Here is an 18,627-nt window from a genome sequence, read left to right on the forward strand (position 1 = left end):
AAGGGCGTGTAAATTTTACCATCAGGAATCCGTCGGAGATTATGCCGAAATTGATTCGAGGGGGCCTCTTGCAAACTCACATAATTTATAGAGGTTTTAGACATCGGGAGCAGAAACAGAGCATTGTTCCAGAATTTGTCCGGTTTCCATCTGGAAAGACAATTATGTAATATATTTAAAACAGAAAACATAATATGCAATGGTCAGAATGCGCGTCTGATGTATTTCTGGAATTACTTCGTCGTTCAATCTTCGGTAGTGTCCCTCAACTGCTGTGGTGAACCTAGATGCTACTTTGATCATGCTGGGGCATCCGCCTCTGAGCTATGGTACTCAGCGGGGAGATCAGCATGGAGTGGGAGTCGTTGTATTGCCCAAACCGGAACTGCCGTCACTATGGAAAGCCCTTTAAAACAGGACAGTTGATCAAAGATGGGAGTAGCCGTGGTCATCCAAGAGCGCTCTGCCGAGCGTGCGGGAGACATGTCGTCTTGAGTTATGGAACGGCCTATTGTGGTTTGGATGCTGAACCCGCCGTTTTCGAATTGGCGGTACGCGCACTGGCGGAGGGGACTTCGCTGCGGGCGACCGCCCGGATTGTCCTGACGGACAAAGATACGGTGTGTGCCTGGTTGGACCGGGCGGCGCGCCAGTGTCGGCGGGTGATGCTCTATCTGTGGCATGATTTACATGTACTCCTCAGTCGTAAGTTCTCGGTCTAATCGTCGAACAAGACCGCCCCTGACTGAAGGTTAATCAGCCAAGAATACATTATTTAACCGAGTGATTTGAGCAAGGATTCAGACGATCGAAGGCGGGTCGGCCGGTTCCTCCTCCGTGGTACCTTGGAAAGCGTGTCGGATCTGCGCGATGAGACTGTTTGGTGGGAGATCGAGAAGTGGTTTGATCACCTGAGGAGCGAGGACTTGCCGGACTGTTTTCTCCGAGGGCAGGTCGCGGGAACGGGTGCGCAGATAGAACCGATGTTGTTGCCAGACTTCAGGGCCAAAGCGCAGAGCGATCAGCTGCAACAAGCCTTGGGCGACCACGGCGCAGAAGACGAAGACTTCATAGGCTTGCCAACAGGCGGCGACCGTGGGCTGACGCTCAATCACCGGGGCCTTGAGCGACCGATTCCGGGTCGGACGGCGGGCATGGCGTGGTAGGTGTGAAGTCCAGAAGTGAAAACAAAAAGCGCCCAGGAGCTGCTTTAATACCGCGAACAGAATTTCGATGCGGGTGCGGACACAATAGAGTTCCAACGCGGTGATGGGTGAGAGGCTCAGATCGGAGCACATGAGGACCAAAGGGCCGCGCGAGGTGATCGCGAAGATGAACAGGAGGGCGTCGCCGAGGGGCTTCCAGAGTAAGGGGACGCTCATCAACCGCACCCGTTCCCGCTGGCCATAGACGCAACACTCGACCTCGTCAAAACCTTGTGGATAATCAAAAACTTCTATCAGATGGACTTTCTCGCCATAACGGGGTTGTGGTCCGGGCCGGCCGGCCGGCTTCGGGGTCGCCGGAAAATAGGCGACGTAATTTTTCTTGGCCCGGGCCACGATCACCAAATACGGTTGCTTCAAGGCGATGGAATAAACGGATTGGGCCAAGCGAAAGACCCCCGCGATCGAGAAAAAGGCATCCAAGACTAAAAATGCGGGGCCATCCTGATCGATGGTCAACGTCAGGGCCATCTGCACCACCCGCTCGGGCAGGCTCGGGTCCGCGCCCCTTTGGGGTGAAGTCGGTTCCACCTGACCTAAATGGCAAAAGCCTTGATGCATGCGCAGGGCTAAAGGCAAACAAAAACAAGCATCGAGTGCGCCAACCACCACCCCGATCGCGCCCCAGCAGTGCCCGCGGAAGTACGATGGCTTGTGCTGGGTTTCTGAAGCGTCATGTAACGACACGACGCCTGGCATACGCCCCCCATCCTTGACCACCAGCGTATGATCACCCAACAAGACAGCCCGCCCGGCCACCTGGACGGCGACGGCCTGACGCCACACATAACCCTGCCACGTCGCCAACAGGGTCTCTAGATCATAAGCTTTGGAGCGACAGAAATGCAGAAACCGGTGATAGACCGCTTCATTCCCCTGCCAGAACCGGCACATTGACGTCACCCCGATCATTTCCGGGGCGGCGAGAAAGCTCAACACCACCGCGCAGAACAGCAGCCAACTGCGCTGCCGCGCAAAGGCGCTGCGAAAACTTTCTCAAGCATGGTATACATAAATCAGCATGGATTCTCCTCGGGCGACCGGGTTGTTCAGGCGCGGACCGCTGAGGGGAATTCATGCTGCTCTTGAGGAGCGGCCGTCAAGGCTTTTCAGGGAGAGAACTTACGACTGAGGAGTACATGTACAAGAGTGTCAACTCGATGAATTGTGGAGTTTTGTGCATACCAAACAAGCGAATCTGCCGGGCACCAAAAGTTATCATGAAACGTATGGCGATGCGTGGGTCTGGCTCGCTTTTGCGCCGGAATGGCGGTTGGTATTGGCGTTTGTGATCGGCAAACGGACCCAAACTTATGCGGATCAATTGCTGGCACGCGTTCGACAAGTGACTGATCTACATATCCCTTTTTTTACCAGTGATCAATGGCCCGAGTATGAAAAAGCGCTGTTGATGACCTATGGGGAATGGTATCAACCGGTGCGTCGCGGTTCGCGAGGTCCTCAGCCCAAACCCCGGCGCCGACCGCTGCCCGAGATGCAGTATGCCCAAGTCATCAAAATCCGCCAGCAGGGTCGGGTCGTGAAAGTGAAGACCCATGTGGTGTTTGGCGATACCCAGACCGTGGCGGCCTACGTGCAAACTTCCCCCGTTAGCGGGGGGATCAATACCAGTTTTGTGGAGCGCGATAACCTGACCCAACGACAAAGCAACCAGCGTCTGACTCGGCGTACGATCAGATTTTCTAAAAATCTCAAATGGTTTGAGAAACAATTATGGGTTTCATTAGCCTACTATCATTTGGTGTTACCCCACCGCAGCTTGCGACAACCGCTCGTATCGCCCGAACCGACGCGCGGACACGGAACCCTGCGTCGATGGTCCCCCGGTACGCCCGCGATGGCGGCTGGCATGACCGATCATGTCTGGACCACCGCAGAATTGTTATCCTATCGTGTCCCCGCTGAAGTCATCGATCAACTACCGAAACTCGAACAGGTGTTTCCCGACTTCGCCCAGATTCACCACAGCAGTTGAGGGACACTACCAAAAATTTTATATCTGCCAGATCTGACAAGCGCTGCCTGCCTATCGGGGCGCGAGCTGAGCGGAATCGGTCTAATACCGGAGAGCGCATAGGCGCTTGCAGGTGATTAGGCCGATTACCGCTCCAGCGAGTTGATAGGCGGAGCGCGCAGCGCGACGCCTGCAACTCGCGTCGAGCGAAGCTCGGCTCGCGCCCCGATAAGCGGAGCGCGAAGCGCTCCGCTTATCAATAAAGTGGATAGATATAGATCAAGCCGCCGAACGTAACCGCGTCAACAATTCGCCCAAATTTCGGTTAGCTGCCAGATCGACTTCCGCGCCGTCGTGGAACCGGGCGTTGCGTTCCACCAGATCGAGATAGGCGCGAATCCAGTCGGTGTAGTAATCCTGGTCATACGTCGACTGCCGTTCGCTAAGTTGCGGACCACCGCACGGCACGGCGCGTGGCGGAAATACCGGTCGTGGACCGCTTTCCAGCGGCAGTAGAGGCCGCTTGTCCAGTTCCAGCGCGTCATAGCCCAGAAAATCCACATAGCGATTCAACAAGTTGGCCGTGAGCCGGGCCGGGAGGGTCACAATCTGCTCAAATTTCATGCGAAATCCAGTCACTTGCCGGGTTTGCGCCACAATCCGTTCTTCCAGCTTCATACGTTGCGCGCCGCTGATCAATTCCTTGACGAACTCGGCCATTAACGCCTCGGGCATCCGGTAATAGTCGCAACGCGACTTGTCGCCGCTCAAATCCTGTAAATCCCGCATCCATTCGGTTACAGCCTCGCGGGCGAATAGCGCGGCGTCATCCTTGCGGGTTTCTTCTTCCGCCTTGGCGTCAGTGGAACCGGCGAGTCCCAGCAACGCTTTCATCTTTCGGGTATCCACCGCCGTGCCGATGGTCGGCGCGCTTACGCTCTGCTCCTCATCGGGTAACCGGGTTTCAATCCGGTAGTAGATGCTTTCCAGATCATCGCTATCCGTTTGCAGTGAACGCAGCAATTCCCCGAAACGCTGCTCACCAGCGCAGTCGATCAGCCGGGCCGCGACTTGTCGCGCTGCTTCCAGCCGCTTCTCCAATTCCTGTTCCGGATTGTCACTGACATGGTAATGGTCGATGCGCTCGGCCATCTGCTCACGCAGCTGTTGGGTTTGCCCAGTCAATTGCTGACGCTTGAGTTCAGGGTTGCACAGCGGGCGCAGATTTTGCGCCAGATAAGTAACGCCGCCATCGTTAAGCATGAGACCGGCATCCCAGGCTTTAACCGGATTGCGGAAGTGGCGATTGGCGTTTTGATCCCGAAGAAAAGCCGTGCGGAACATCTCGATGCGGTTTTTCTCGCCACGACGAACCTCGGTTTCACGACCGCTCTCGTCATAGTCAAACATATGTTTGGCTTTGAAATTGGGATTACGCAGCCAGTAGCTGTTACGGAAACAGCCCTGGATATCCCATTGGCGCGGCCATTCGTGTTGTTTGCCGAAGAAGTTGAGCAGGGAGCTTTCCAGACGGGTGGTCCAGCGGCCTTCCGGGGAGCGCTCGCCGGCTTTTTCCTCGAACTCCATATCGAATTTGGTCAACACCAGGAACAGCGCGGTCGGTTGCTGCGTGCGCTGTTCCGGGGTCGCGCCGTGGGTGCTCACTACCCAGTCATAGACCATTTCTGGCAGCGTCTTGACTTCCTGATTACTCGGACCAATGCACAGCAACATGCTGGTCAATTCCTGTTCAGCGCAATAGCGTTCAAACAGGTAGGCCACCTTGCCGCGCAGAAACAGGCTTTGCAGGGCGTCATTGCTTTCCAGAAAACCTGGTAGATCCTTGATCTGTTCGCGGGAGCGCGCACCGGGAAAGTCCAGCAGGTCGGTGTGCTGAAAGAAATCCCAGGGCTGTTCGCTGATCACGATGCGCAGTTCGGCGATCAACGCCGCGACTTCGCTACGAGGCAGCGTCACTCGCGCGCCATTGGTTCCAAGCAGACTCAACGTTCCGCCGCCGCCGGTTCCCAGACTTTTGAGCGTTTGCACATCAATGATGCTTTGCTCGCGGGGAATGAGCGCCTCCAGCCCGGCCTGAGCGTCGGTAGCGAAGTTAAGGCCCTGCAAGCCGTTATACAGGCGAATATAAAGCTGGCTGAAGGCGTCGACTTCGCCCCAGATAATGCCGAACAGGCGGGCGCGCTCCTGAATTCGCAGCCGGGGCGCCAGTTGCGCCGCTTGTTCCCAATAGCCGTGCCGCAGCAGACGCACCCGCTCCTGACCCTTGAAATAGCGTTCGAAATAGGCTTGCAGATCGAACACATCTTCAGCGCTCAGCGGGTCCACTGGCGAAGCCTGCGCCACCGAAACCAGTCCGGTCAGCAATTCATTCAACCGGGTCTGGTTTAACGGCTCATCGTCGCTGTGATCGCAGTCGGCGTAGTAGGCGTTGCCGAGCATCTTAACCAGATCGGTCTGGGTCAGCAGGCGCATTTGCACCGGAGCGGCTGGCGTTGCGCCGGGGACGGTTTGCAAGGTGAAGCGGGTCACTAATCCGGTCGACTCGCGCCCGCCCTCGGGGTTGAGATCGCGGATAAAGTCGATTTTCTGACCGGCGAAATCGGCCAATAATGGCGCATTACCCTTGCGGGCTAGAGCGGAAATCAGATAGGACTTGCCGGACTGGCTGGGGCCAAACACGCCGGCGCACATGGGGCGTTGCACCGCCTGGTTGAGTCGCTTGGCTTGCGCGACCAGACGGCGAAATTCCTTGGTCAGACCGGCTTTTTCCTGCCCTACGCGCTCGGGATGCTCAGCGAGCCAATTGAGAAATCCGGCGCCGACCTGCTCCAATTCGCGGCACCGGGTGCTCAGTTGATCGCTGGAGGCTGCGGGAGCAGTGGGCGGCGTAGAAAACTCTCTCTCTCTGGATGGGGGAGGGTTGAGCTGGGGCGGCATCGCTGATTCAGTAGACTCTCTCTCCTCGGGCGGGGGAGCCGCCGGTTCAACCGGTTCAGGAGCCGCCTCGGCAACCGGTTGATAGAGCGGTTCTTCGCTCACCTCCACGCCAAAATGCCGCGCCAATGCTGCCAGCCCGCCGGCAAAGCCCTGACCAACTGCCCGGAATTTCCACTCCGAACGTCGACGATACAATTCACCCAGAATGATCGCCTTCTCGGTCATGCCTGCCGTTTCCAGCGTAAAGCTGGCAATGCCGGTTCCGCTCTCGCCATCGCGCAATTCCAGGCGGACGTGACGCAGAATTGACATGGATTGGTCGTCCGCAGCGTCCAGCGTCACGGCAATCGCAATCCGGGCAATCACGGCGGGTAAATCAGCAAGACGTATCGCGAACCGCTGACCCTGGTTTTCCAGGGTAATCCCGCCGTCGGCCAGCGCTGGCTGGTTGTAAAAGATGAAATCTCCGTCACTGCGCACCTTGCCTTCATCCGTCAAGGCAAAGGCGCTGGAATCCAGCGCCCAGGGACCGTCGTCGGGCGCCCAGCTCAGGTTGAGTTCAACGAGTTGAATACCGGGATTCTGTTGGCTCAGGGACAGATTTTGACCAGCCTGGAATGTCAGCAAGGCGGGGTCCCTCCAGATAGTGATCTTTTTCTTAATCGGCCTAATCAGCTACCGGCGACAAGATTCGCGCCTCGGTTTCCTTGTCACGCTCGATCATGGCGTAGGCCGAATGGTTGTGAATCGACTCAAAGTTTTCCGATTCCACCGCGTAGGCTGCTACACGATCGTCCTGATTCAACCGGGCGGCAATATCGCGCACCATATCCTCGACGAATTTAGGATTTTCGTAAGCTCGCTCAGTCACATATTTTTCATCTGGTCGCTTGAGCAATCCATACAATTCGCAGGACGCCTCTTTTTCGGCCAGGTCGATCAGGTCTTCGATCCACAGAAAGCCGTCGCCTTTCAGTCGGGCGTTGATCGTAACGTGGGAGCGCTGATTATGCGCGCCATAGCGGGAAATTTTTTTCGAGCAGGGACACAGGCTGGTCACCGGCACAACGACCTTGAGATTCATCGTGGGCTGCCCGTCGCTGATTTCGCCGATGAATGTCACCTCGTAATCCATCAGGCTCTCCACGCCGGAAATCGGCGCCGCCTTGTTGACGAAGTAGGTGAACGTCATCTCGATATGTCCGGATTCGGCCTCTAAACGCTCGGTCATCTCCGCCAGCATGTCCTTGAAGGAATCTACAGAAATCTCGCGGCCCGGCACATTCAGGATTTCCACGAACCGCGACATGTGGGTGCCCTTGAAGTTATGCGGCAGGTTCACATACATGTTGAACATCGCGATGGTGTGTTGCTCACCACCATTGCGGTCACGCACCCGAACCGGATGACGGATGTCTTTGATCCCTACCTTGTTGATCGCCAAGCGGCGCGTGTCGGCGCTGTTCTGCACGTCAGGAATGGAGATCACCGTGGACATGGCGGCGGAACTCATGATCAATGGCTTCATGCAATCCTCGGTAGGAGTTAAGGGTTAGGAGTTCGGATGCTGACATCCCCATTGGATAATGAATTGGATCGTTAATTCCCGATGATCGCGCTCAACTATTGGACAATGCGCGCCAATCAGCCAGTTGTCGCAGTACGCCATCGACGTCCAAACCGCATTCAACCAGCAATTCCGCCCGCTCGCCCTGTTCAACAAAGCGATCCGGTAGCCCGAGGTGCAGTATCGGAATCGAGAGGCCGCGCTGCGCCAAACATTCGCTGACCGCGCTGCCCGCGCCGCCGGCGATGGCGTTATCCTCCAGCGTGACCAATGCGCGATGCTCAGCTGCCATTTGTACGATCAGCGTCTCATCCAACGGTTTAACGAAGCGCATATTGACCACGGTGGCATTGAGGCGTTCCGCCACAGCTTCGGCTACCGCAACCTGGTCGCCGAACGCCAACAACGCCAGGTCCTGACCTCGGCGTCGAATCTCGCCCTGGCCGATGGGCAACGCGCGCATCTCCGGCTCGGGAACCACGCCCGGCCCCTTGCCGCGTGGATAGCGCACCGTTGCTGGCTGGTTCAGTTGAAAACCGGTATAGAGCATCTGTCGGCACTCGTTCTCATCCGCTGGAGCCATCACCACAAGGTTGGGAATGCAGCGCAAATAACTGTAATCGAAGCTGCCGGCGTGGGTGGGTCCATCCGGTCCGACTAACCCGGCGCGGTCGATGGCGAACAGCACCGGCAGATTTTGCAACGCCACGTCGTGAATCAATTGATCATAAGCGCGTTGCAGAAAAGTCGAGTAAATCGCCACCACCGGTTTGAGTCCCTCGCAGGCTAACCCGGCGGCCAGGGTCACCGCGTGTTGCTCAGCGATGGCGACGTCGAAATAGCGATCCGGGAAGCGTTCGGAAAATTCCACCAGTCCCGAGCCTTCACGCATGGCGGGGGTGATGCCGATCAACCGTTCGTCCTGAGCAGCCATATCGCACAACCAGTCGCCAAATACCTGAGTATAAGTCGGTCCACTCGGCTTGGCCGGTTGCAAACCGCACGCCGGATCAAAAACGCCGACCCCGTGGTAATCGACCGGTTCTTCCTCGGCCCGGGGATAGCCCTTGCCTTTGCGGGTGACGACATGCAGCAGGCGCGGCCCCTTGAGCGCCCGCAGATTGCGCAAGGTAGAGACCAGTGTTAGCAGGTCATGCCCATCTACCGGACCGAAGTAGTGGAAACCCAGTTCCTCGAACAACGTCCCCTCCGGCGCGAACAGTCCCTTGACGTGTTCCTCGGCGCGACGCGCGACTTCCAGCACCGGCGGCACATGACTGAGCACCTTCTTACCACCTTCGCGCACCGTCGAGAACAACTGGCCGGACAGCAGCTTGGTTAAATGGGTCGACAGCGCGCCGACATTCGGTGAAATCGACATTTCGTTATCGTTCAACACCACCAGCAAATCGCTCTTGAGATGACCGGCGTGATTCAGCGCCTCGAAAGCCATACCGGCGGTCATCGCTCCATCGCCGATGATGGCGACAATTTTGCGGTCGCTGCCCGCCCATTCGGCGGCGATGGCCATGCCCAGGGCGGCGCTGAGCGAAGTGCTGGAATGACCGACCCCGAAAGTATCGTAGGGACTCTCGCAGCGTTTGGGAAAACCGGCGATGCCATTCTTGCGCCGCAGGGTCTGCATCTGCTGACGACGCCCAGTCAGGATTTTATGTGGGTAGGTTTGATGGCCGACATCCCAGACCAGTCGATCTTCCGGGGTGTCGAAGACATAGTGCAGAGCGATGGTTAGCTCAACCGTTCCCAGATTGGCGGCGAAATGTCCGCCAGTGCGCGCCACGGTCTGGATCAGGAATTCGCGCAATTCCCCAGCCAGCGCTGGCAAGCGCGTTTCCGGCAAGCTGCGCAAATCAGAAGGAGTATCAATTTGTTCCAGCAGCGAAAAAGCAGGTCCAGTGGCGGGCATCGTAACCAGGTCCGGGTCGGTAAGCGGTATCGTCAGGGGATAGCTAGACGACATGAGATGATGAACGGGCAGCAGGCATTTAAGGGTTCAATAGGCGCGTTCGACGATGTAGGCGGCGATCCAGCGCAAGGGATCCGCTTTGTCGTCCAACGGTCCTAGACTGGCCAGCGCCTCCTCGTACAGCATTTGAGCATGTTCATGTGCGCCTTCCAGCCCCAGCAATGCGGGATAGGTCGGTTTATTCAGCACCCGATCCGCGCCGGTGGTTTTGCCCAGGGTCGCGGGATCGCCGGTGACATCCAGAATATCGTCCTGGATTTGAAACGCCAGGCCAATGCATTTGGCGTAGCGGTCCAGTCGTTCCAGATCCGTAGCGTCGACTGCGGGCTGGCTGAGCGCGCCCATGAGCACGCTGGCGCGAATCAGCGCCCCGGTTTTATGGATGTGCATGTTTTCCAGTTCGGCCAGTGACAATTCCCGACCCGTAGCGGCCAGATCGATGGCCTGACCGCCGGCCATGCCCCGGGAACCAGCGGCTTGCGCCAATACGCTCTGCATCCGTAAACGAATCGCCGGGTCTGGGATCATCGCTGGGTCCTGAGCCAATACCTGGAAGGCCAGCGCTTGCAGGGCGTCGCCGGCCAGAATCGCCAGCGCTTCGCCAAACGCCTTGTGACAAGTCGGTTGACCGTGGCGCAGGTCGTCGTTGTCCATGGCGGGTAGGTCGTCATGGATTAACGAATAGGCGTGAATGAATTCCACGGCGCAGGCTGGGCCATCGAGCATATCTGGGGAGGCATCTACAGCATGACCCGCCAGGTAGACCAGCACCGGTCGAATGCGTTTGCCACCGCCCAACACTGCGTAGCGCATGGCTTGATGCAAGTCGTTGGGATGCAGTTCCGCGGCGGGCAGCCGCTGATCAAGCGCTTGATCAGCGCGGGTTTGACAAATTTTGATGAGTTCCGCCGCCATCGCGTTAATCCACGGTTTCGACGAAGGGCGCGGTTTCCAGCCGTCCGTGCCGCTCCAGTACCTGTTCAACTTTCTGCTCGGCGCGTTGCAGGGTAATCTGACAGTTTTTCACCAGACCGACGCCCTGCTCGAAACGTTGCAAGGTTTCCTCAAGGCTCAATTCGCCCTGCTCGAGTTGACCAACCAGTTTTTCCAGTTCCGCTAGGGCGGTTTCGAAAGGAAGGTGGGGAGATTTTTTGGCTGACATGCCTGCCCATCCGCTTGGGGTGAACGAGTAAGTTACCTCTTGATGGGCAAACGGTCAATTTGGGAGGCGCTAGGGTAGTGTCTCAGTTTGAAATTTAGCATCTTGACGGTCGGCGGGAGCCTAAGCATACTGCCCTACTATGCCTAAACGCTCAAGCAGAGGTCGGCTCGACCTCAACCAACTTGCCAAGTCGATTGTCGATCAAGCGACGGGCGAGGAGACCAAGGACTCGGAACAGTCGGACAAGAATCCGGCGGCGGTGGCGCTTGGGCGTCTTGGCGGAAAGAAGGGAGGAAAGGCGCGAGCCGAGAAGCTTACGCCAGAGAAACGAAAGGAGATTGCTAGACTTGCCGCGAACACACGATGGAAGAAAAGTTTCTAGCTAGCCTTCTTAAACGGAAGCTGCAATTCTTCAACGTCTCGCGTGAAATCTAATACAACCTGAATTGGTTCATTTGAGCTACGTCTATCGTTGTAAACGTCAATATCAGTTTTTAACTGATAACAATCGCCTACAATTTGTTGGCGGCGCTGAGAAAATGATTTTTGAAAATGTTCATGTGGAGCATTTTGGTCATCAAGGTCGGCCCATAATGCCAGTGTTTTATTCCCTTTCCTCTTAGTAATTGCATGCTTAGCTCGATAGCGCCTGCCGAATCTATCAGTACGGTATTCCTCACGAAACACTTGCGCGATGTCAGCAGCAATTGCGTCGATTACAGTTTTGATATTCGGCTTATGTAATCCATTACGGTAGGCCCATTTAGCTAACTCATGTGGTTCAATTAACCCATCATCTCGAACTTCACGCTTGTAACGTTCTATATAGTCCTTTATTTGATTTAAGTACGCCGACATAACTAAACCTCTCAAAATTTCTCTATGAAACCCCATCCATCAACAGGGGCAGACTTAATCACGATATCTCGAATTTTAACTTGATGTTTACGTAGAAAATCGTATCTGTTTAGCTTCCTCTGTAGCTGACCGACAACTAAGCCTGGATGGATGCCAAGTCTTTGCGCGAATAAACATACCCGTTGCTCACTGAAGTAGGGGGTTACTCTAGATATAAAATCATCTAGCTCATTTTTTGGCACGCAAAAATCAGCGGCAGCCTGGTTAGCAAGCTGTTCTTCGGTTTCAATCTGTTTATCTATCACCCCCCCCTCCAAATCTTGATCTAGAATAAATTCCAGTTCTCTACCATGACCTTGGAGTACATGCTCAATTTCATGACGAAGAACAAACCAAAAGTTATCAATGCGGTCAAGGCGCAAAGACATTGCAATCACTGGCTGATAGTCGCTTAACCAGAAGCAAGCGCCATCTATCTTTGATCCAGATAAATGTTCAATAAATATGAGCCTAACTCCGCATTCAGCTAAGATACGTACAGCGTGCCTAGCTTCTTCTGGGGATACCAATAATGCACTGATCTTAGATAGTGCATTTCTAAGATATTCCGTTTTGTATCTTTTTAAGACACACTCCGCAGCAACGGCCTTGGCTCTAAATAACCAAGCCATTTGTTGCATTGTTGCTTCACTATAAGCAGATGATTTCTTAGCAGCGTGTAGGAAGGATGGATCAGAATCAATGGAAGAAATACCAAAGAACTGTCTGAACTGTTGCTCAAGAACTTCAATATTTTCACTGCCATCAACCCACTTTCGCTTGATCATTTCCCGAACTGGGAATCGCGTATACAAAAAAGACCGTCTTGCAATTAAATTGTTTTTCACAGTGACTTTGGAAAGCTGATATTGGCTCTCTAAGTTCATCCAAAGCTCTGGCCCTGTGCCAAGCGCATCGCCAAGCTGAATAGCTGTCTCTGGTGTAATCGCTCTTTTCCCGGAAATTATTTCATTGACCAACCTAGTTGGTCGTCCAATAATTTCTGCTAGTTCGATTTGCGTCCATCCACGAGTCTCTATCTCCTCACGCAAGAATTCTCCAGGAGCAAAAGTCTCTGCCATTATATTCATAGTTATCTCCTCAAATATTAGTGGTAATCTAAGATTTCTACAATCACAACCACAGTTTTTGAGGCTGTTTTTTTAAATTTTATGATTAATCTCCATTGATCATTTAAGCGCATAGAGTATTGATTTGATCGATCTCCTATTAATTTTTCAAAATGTAGCGATTTCATTGCATAGAATGCTCGCTCGTCTATAGCTGCCCTAATAAATTGAATTCGCATTCGGAATTTACGCACGATACTGTGGGCCAGCCCCTTATCAAAGGAGGCGTCTGTTTCTAGCCGATGCAACGATATGTCTTCGTATTCAATTTCCATCGAATATAGAATATCTGGTTATTCAATTATCGTCAATACCACTTTTACACTTAGTGTAAATTTATAACTTGATTTATCTTGTCCGGTCAAGCATAATATTCATACTGAATTTAATACTTGAGCGATTAAGCAAGCATGAACAAGCTCTCTCTGAAAGACCAAGCGCAAATTCTGAATCTATTGGTGGAAGGTAACTCGATGCGCGCCACTTCACGTATTGCCGATGTAAGCATCAACACAGTGACGAAGCTGCTGGTCGATGCGGGTAGCGCCTGCTTGGCTTACCATGATGAGGTCGTTCATAACATCAACAGCCAGCGCGTTCAGTGTGATGAAATCTGGTCGTTCTGCTATGCCAAAGAAAAGAACGTGGCTCCAGAACACAAGGGCGAACTGGGGTATGGCGACGTTTACACTTGGACGGCTATCGACGCTGACACCAAATTGGCGCTTTCCTGGTTAGTTGGGCATCGCGGTCAAGAGTATGCGGAAGCCTTCATTGCTGATCTGGCTTCCCGCCTTCATGGAAGGATTCAACTCACCACAGACGGGCATGGTCCTTATCTTGGCGCGGTAGAAAAGGTCTTTGGTGGCGCGATTGACTACGCCATGCTGGTGAAGATTTACGAAGGTCAAGGGAAACAAGACCAGCAAAGATATAGCCCCGCAAGCTTCGTGAAGGCCGAAAAACGCCCTGTTGTCGGCAACCCGGAGCTTAGCGCGGTATCAACCAGCTATGTTGAACGCCAGAATCTCACCATGCGTATGGGAATGCGGCGCTTTACCCGGCTTACCAACGGGTTTAGCAAAAAGATTGAAAACCTTGAACACGCCGTTTCCCTGCATTTCATGCATTACAATTTTGCGCGTATCCATAAAACCTTGCGGGTAACTCCGGCAATGGAAGCGGGTATTTCCGATCACGTTTGGTCACTCGAGGAAATCGCGGGCTTGGTTCCTGAACCTGTCGCCAAACCACGCGGCCCCTACAAGAAACGAAATCAGGTTTCTGAAATTTCAAACTGAGACACTACCGGCGCTAGCGACGGGGGATTGGGAGGATGCTGTATAAAAATCAGTTCGAGGCAATCGAGCAATTACCGCAGATAATCAAACAATGACAAACCTTGAATCTTGGCAAATGACTGTTGCGAAGCTTGCAGGGCGAGCAGTTCTTCGTTTAACCGGGTTGCGGCATCGGCATAATCCACCGCGCCGATGTCGGATTGTAGGGTTTTCAGCTGCAGGTTAAAGTTTTGATTGACGTCATCCTGAGCATCCAGCGCGTTCATTCGACTGCCGATCCGGCCCTGCACCAAGTTCAGGTTTCGCATGGACTGATCGATGTCATTCAGCGCATTAGCGAGCGCCTCCGTCATGATTGCATCTTCAACGGATGTCTGTGAGGGTGTTTCCAGTGTCGTAACCAGATTATCCAACACTTGAAAGATACTCAGGTCTTGCGCCGCCTTGACCGTAAATTCATCGCCATCTTGAGGCATATCCTCTGGATCAGTGCCTGGATGGCTAATCACAACTTGCATTCCACGGAAATTGATGGGTTGCCCGGACACATAGCTTTGATTACTTAGTAACGGGGTAGGATTATCAACGCCATTGGTAACTTCGATAATATCGAAAGTGATGTTGCTACCGTCGTTATTAAATTCAATGCGATATTCATGGCCCAGAAAGTTGTTCTGGAACTCTGTCGGGTCAATGATGCTGCCATCGTTAATCTCGGCATTTCCGGTATTTCTGACATTCGCTTTGGTTAGCAGTTGTTCATTGCCTTTACGAATGTTCATAAAGACGCCTTCACCGTGATCGCCAACCGCGACTTGTCGGGATGGGCCAACTTGCAGCCAGCGTTGTCCCTGGTCGCCATTGTAAACCACCTCGCCATCGCTCACAGTAAAGGGGATGGTTTGTTCAAGGAAACCGGCAAATACATACGCGCCATCCCCATCCCGGGTATTGGCGATATCCAGTAATTGACTGCGCAGTTCACCGATTTCTGTGGCGATGATTTCACGGTTTTCATCATTCAGCGCTGCATTATTCGCCTGGATCGTCAATTCTCGCACCCGCTGCAAAAGGTTGCCGCTTTCCCGCACTGCGGTTTCCTCTGCCGCCAGGCGACTATTTGCAATGATGATATTCCGCCCATATTGTTCATTCAGCTGTACCTGCTTGTGCAATTCCATCAGGCGAGCGCTGTTATTCGGATCATCCGCCGGTTTGAGAATCTTTTGACCGCTGCTAATTTCTTCCTGCACTCGGCCCAGTTTCGACAAATGGTCCGTGATCGGCTTGACGCCGCGCTGATAAATCCAATGAGTTGAGATGCGCATGATCGTTTAGCCCTTAACCGCTTCGAGCAGGCTGGTGAACATGGAGTTAGAGGTCTGAATTACTTGGGCTGCAGCCTGATAGGCTTGCTGGAAACGAACCAGATTAGCGGCTTCTTCGTCCAGGCTGACCCCGGAGATCGATTCTCGGGATAATTCTGATTGTTGGAGCAGCGCTTCCTGGGATTGCAGGGTATTTTCAACCCGTCGGCCCTGAGCGCCGACCTCAGCGATCATTTGGGCATAGACGCCCCGGAAGTCATTGCCGTCGAGTAATTGCGGCGTGGTTTCCAACTTGACCAGTTCCAGAGCATTGCGATTGTCGCCGATGCCGCCCTGGTTGCTTTTAATTTGAAAGGTGTCGCCATCGTTTTGAACGATGAATTCGTCGCCTGCTTGTGGGTCGTTGTTAATATCGACCGTCCAGCCGTAACCAGCAGGGGGGGTTACCGTGCCAAGGCCAGCCCCGCCTGGCGGGGTATAAATGTTGCCGGCGCTGATGGTGACACCATTGTCAGTCATATCCAGCAGATCGTAGGCCGTGGCGCTGGTGAAGCGAATCTTGACGGTATGGGTTAGATTATCTGCTTGATAATCCGTAATTAATGGTTTCTCAATAGTTCCAGTTCCAGTATTCTCCGAGCCAGGACTGGCGATAATATCCCCATGCGGTTCGCCGGTAATGTTCACTTCCCATCCATTGTAAGAGATCGCGTTGCTGGTAGTACTTTTAATCTCGAATCGGTCACCAGCGACCGGTGCGCCGCTGATTTGGAAGGTCGAGCCATAGCGAGAATCCAACGCATTCAGGTCAATCGCATTACCGGAAGTATACGGCGAACCGCCGGCTGGGGTCAGTGTGTCGCCGGTGGTGACATCGACAATCTCATACTGGGTAGCGCTGAGAAAGCGAATTTCGATGGTATTTCTCAACCTTTCGGCTTCATAGTCGACGATTGCTGGCGCGGTAATGCCGGCGGTTCCTGAATTATCCGCGTCGGCTTGGGCGACCAGCGGCGGAAAGACGACACCCTTATCCAGAATCGCGTCGGTATCCAGGTCGAATACGTTGAAGGTGTGGTCGCTGGTGAAGCGGATCTCGACCCGGTTTTGCAGTTCCATTCTGCTGCTGTCGATGACGTTACCGGCGGAGATAACCCCCGATCCTAAATTAGTCGCCGTGGCGGTCGTCGTAATTGGCGCGGCGACAGCGACCTTGCGCGGATCGGCCAGCGCCATTTCGAAATTCGCTGAGCCGAGCCGGGTCGGCTGAACCAGAAAACGGTCTCCATATTGAGCGGGACCGCCGCGCAGGGCTAAGTGCAACCCTTCGTCGCGCATCACATCGTTAAGCGCTGTCAGATCGCCACTGCTTAAAAGCTCCTGGCTGTCCGAGAGTCGCTTGACCGTATAGCCGGCGCTGATGATAAAAGTGTCCCCGGCTTGTATTGGGCTGGTTCCATCAGTAATCGCAGCATTCCAGCCGTTGTAATCGCCTGTCGCGGGAATCGTCGCGCCCGAGGTATACGCCTGACCGCTTGCCAGGGTGACCCCCCGGGTATCGTCAATCACATCGTAGGTTGTCGCGTTGGTGAACCGGATTCTGACCGTATTCGTCAGATTCTCGTCATCCAGATCAGCGATGGTCGGCGTCGAAATCGTCGCGTTTCCTGCATTGGTCAACGTGGCGCGGCTGGCGACGCCGGATGTGAGAATTTCGTAGTCGGAGCGAGCCAGATTGCTGCTATCCGCCACCGGTAGCGCCTTGGCTTGGAATACGACGTCACTGCCGGCGTTGTTACCATTGTATGAAGTGGCTGTTGCGCCGTGCGCGGTGGGTTGCAGCAGGAAGCGGTCACCGTCAGTGACGGTGGCCCCTGAACTCAACTCAACGGTGACGCCATCGACCGTCAAGGGATTAGTCAGGGTAAAATTGCTGGCGACGATGACGCCATCCGAGAGGCGCGTCAGAGTGTAATTACTGGCGGCGCTGAAGCTGAGTTCGTAGCGCTCTTTGGTGTTATTCAGCGCCGCCGAGAAAATCGCTGGATTGTCGTCGTTATTGGTCGTATGGGATAGCACGCGGGGTGCGCCGACGTTAAACAGCGCTTCGCCCAGGTTGCCATCGAGGTCCATGCCCTGTTGATGCTGTTCGTTAAAGGTCTCGGCCAGACCCATCGCCAGCAAGCCTAACCCATCTTGCGCCGGATTGAGAATGGTGCGACGGAATTCAAAGTAAGCGCCCAGTTCGCCGCTGGTGATATAGCGCTCCAGGTCGCTACCCTCCGCCTGGCCTTCCAGGCGCACGGTGACTTCCCCTGGGTCAAACCCGGACTGTACCGCGACCAGTTTCTGCGTGTTTATACCGACTACCAACGGTTGGCCATTGCTCAGAAAAACATTCAGAGCGCCATTTTCCTCGGCGACTACCTGAATACCCGCCAGTTTGGATAAATCCACCAGCAACTTGTCCCGGCGGTCCAGCAAATCATTAGGCGGATTGGTGTCGGAATCCGCCGCTTGGGCTACAGCCCGATTGACTTCAGCAATTCCCTGACTGTAATCGTTGATCGTGGCGACAGTATTGGTAATGCTTGTATCGATGGAATCGCGCAGACTGTTCAGTGCGTCGTCGATGTCCTGAATGCGATTGGTCAGGGTTTCGCCCTCGTCGAGAAACACCTGCCGGGCAGTGATGGAGGTTGGAGAGTCGGCCAAATCCTGTAGTGAACCGAAGAAGGCTTCCAGATCAGGCGTCAGACCCACGTCAGTGTCGCCGAGCAGAGCGCTGAGTTGGTTGGTCAGGTCATTCAGTTCTTCATACTGACTGACGCCGCTAGTATGGCCACGCAACTGTTTCATGACAAAATCATCATAGGCGCGGGTCACGCTTTCGACATTGACGCCTGTGCCCATGTAGCCATAAGACTGTTTCTCAGGCGTCGTCGCGCCCAGCTCCACCCGTTGCCGGCTGAAGTAGGGCGTGTTGACGTTGGCGACGTTATGGCCGGTTGTCGCCATGCCGGCGCGGAAGGCCATCAACCCGCGAATCGCAGTATTCAGAATATCGACCATAATGTGTTCCCTTGCGGGCCTCCG

At 54.4% G+C, this 18,627-nt stretch carries 14 protein-coding genes; 3 read left to right on the plus strand and 11 right to left on the minus strand.

Annotated features, from left to right (window positions below):
- Positions 1-491 precede the first annotated feature (491 nt).
- Positions 492-722 carry a hypothetical protein gene (locus H6973_05870; GenBank protein ID MCP5125164.1) on the plus strand — a complete coding sequence of 77 codons (231 nt, stop codon included), beginning with the start codon at positions 492-494 and terminating at the stop codon, positions 720-722.
- A gap of 78 nt (positions 723-800) precedes the next feature.
- Here H6973_05870 and H6973_05875 read toward each other — a convergent pair whose 3' ends face one another.
- Positions 801-2,165, minus strand: a complete 1,365-nt coding sequence (locus H6973_05875; GenBank protein MCP5125165.1) for a transposase — start codon at positions 2,163-2,165, stop codon at positions 801-803.
- A gap of 226 nt (positions 2,166-2,391) precedes the next feature.
- Between H6973_05875 and H6973_05880 the strand changes: the two genes are divergently transcribed.
- The gene (locus H6973_05880; GenBank protein MCP5125166.1) at positions 2,392-3,222 is read left to right on the plus strand and encodes a helix-turn-helix domain-containing protein; all 831 of its coding nucleotides are present in this window, start codon (positions 2,392-2,394) and stop codon (positions 3,220-3,222) included.
- Between the two features lie 258 nt (positions 3,223-3,480).
- Here H6973_05880 and H6973_05885 read toward each other — a convergent pair whose 3' ends face one another.
- From H6973_05885 to H6973_05920, 8 genes are all read right to left on the minus strand, one after another.
- Positions 3,481-6,786: a TerD family protein gene (locus H6973_05885; GenBank protein ID MCP5125167.1), complete on the minus strand. Its 3,306-nt coding sequence runs from the start codon at positions 6,784-6,786 to the stop codon at positions 3,481-3,483.
- A gap of 40 nt (positions 6,787-6,826) precedes the next feature.
- Positions 6,827-7,657 carry a GTP cyclohydrolase I FolE2 gene (locus H6973_05890; GenBank protein MCP5125168.1) on the minus strand — a complete coding sequence of 277 codons (831 nt, stop codon included), beginning with the start codon at positions 7,655-7,657 and terminating at the stop codon, positions 6,827-6,829.
- Positions 7,658-7,778: 121 nt separating this feature from the next.
- Positions 7,779-9,653: a 1-deoxy-D-xylulose-5-phosphate synthase gene (dxs, locus tag H6973_05895; GenBank protein ID MCP5125169.1), complete on the minus strand. Its 1,875-nt coding sequence runs from the start codon at positions 9,651-9,653 to the stop codon at positions 7,779-7,781.
- Positions 9,654-9,740: 87 nt separating this feature from the next.
- Complete coding sequence (ispA, locus tag H6973_05900) at positions 9,741-10,628, minus strand: (2E,6E)-farnesyl diphosphate synthase (protein MCP5125170.1); 888 nt, start codon at positions 10,626-10,628, stop codon at positions 9,741-9,743.
- A gap of 4 nt (positions 10,629-10,632) precedes the next feature.
- Positions 10,633-10,875: an exodeoxyribonuclease VII small subunit gene (locus H6973_05905; protein MCP5125171.1), complete on the minus strand. Its 243-nt coding sequence runs from the start codon at positions 10,873-10,875 to the stop codon at positions 10,633-10,635.
- Positions 10,876-11,253: 378 nt separating this feature from the next.
- Positions 11,254-11,733 (minus strand): hypothetical protein, encoded by a 480-nt coding sequence (locus tag H6973_05910; GenBank protein MCP5125172.1) that lies wholly within the window; start codon positions 11,731-11,733, stop codon positions 11,254-11,256.
- 11 nt (positions 11,734-11,744) lie between these two features.
- Entirely contained in the window at positions 11,745-12,863 is a 1,119-nt protein-coding gene (locus tag H6973_05915; GenBank protein ID MCP5125173.1) for a HigA family addiction module antidote protein, read from the minus strand.
- 17 nt (positions 12,864-12,880) lie between these two features.
- The gene (locus H6973_05920; GenBank protein ID MCP5125174.1) at positions 12,881-13,177 is read right to left on the minus strand and encodes a type II toxin-antitoxin system RelE/ParE family toxin; all 297 of its coding nucleotides are present in this window, start codon (positions 13,175-13,177) and stop codon (positions 12,881-12,883) included.
- Between the two features lie 135 nt (positions 13,178-13,312).
- Here H6973_05920 and H6973_05925 point away from each other — a divergent pair, with 135 nt between their 5' ends.
- Positions 13,313-14,203, plus strand: a complete 891-nt coding sequence (locus H6973_05925) for a DDE-type integrase/transposase/recombinase (GenBank protein ID MCP5125175.1) — start codon at positions 13,313-13,315, stop codon at positions 14,201-14,203.
- A gap of 71 nt (positions 14,204-14,274) precedes the next feature.
- On the opposite strand, the gene flgL is transcribed toward H6973_05925, so the two are convergent.
- Positions 14,275-15,531: a flagellar hook-associated protein FlgL gene (gene flgL / locus H6973_05930; GenBank protein MCP5125176.1), complete on the minus strand. Its 1,257-nt coding sequence runs from the start codon at positions 15,529-15,531 to the stop codon at positions 14,275-14,277.
- A gap of 6 nt (positions 15,532-15,537) precedes the next feature.
- Complete coding sequence (flgK, locus tag H6973_05935) at positions 15,538-18,603, minus strand: flagellar hook-associated protein FlgK (GenBank protein MCP5125177.1); 3,066 nt, start codon at positions 18,601-18,603, stop codon at positions 15,538-15,540.
- Positions 18,604-18,627 lie beyond the last annotated feature (24 nt).

The organism is Gammaproteobacteria bacterium, from assembly GCA_024235095.1.
Classification (GTDB): Bacteria; Pseudomonadota; Gammaproteobacteria; order Competibacterales; family Competibacteraceae; genus UBA2383.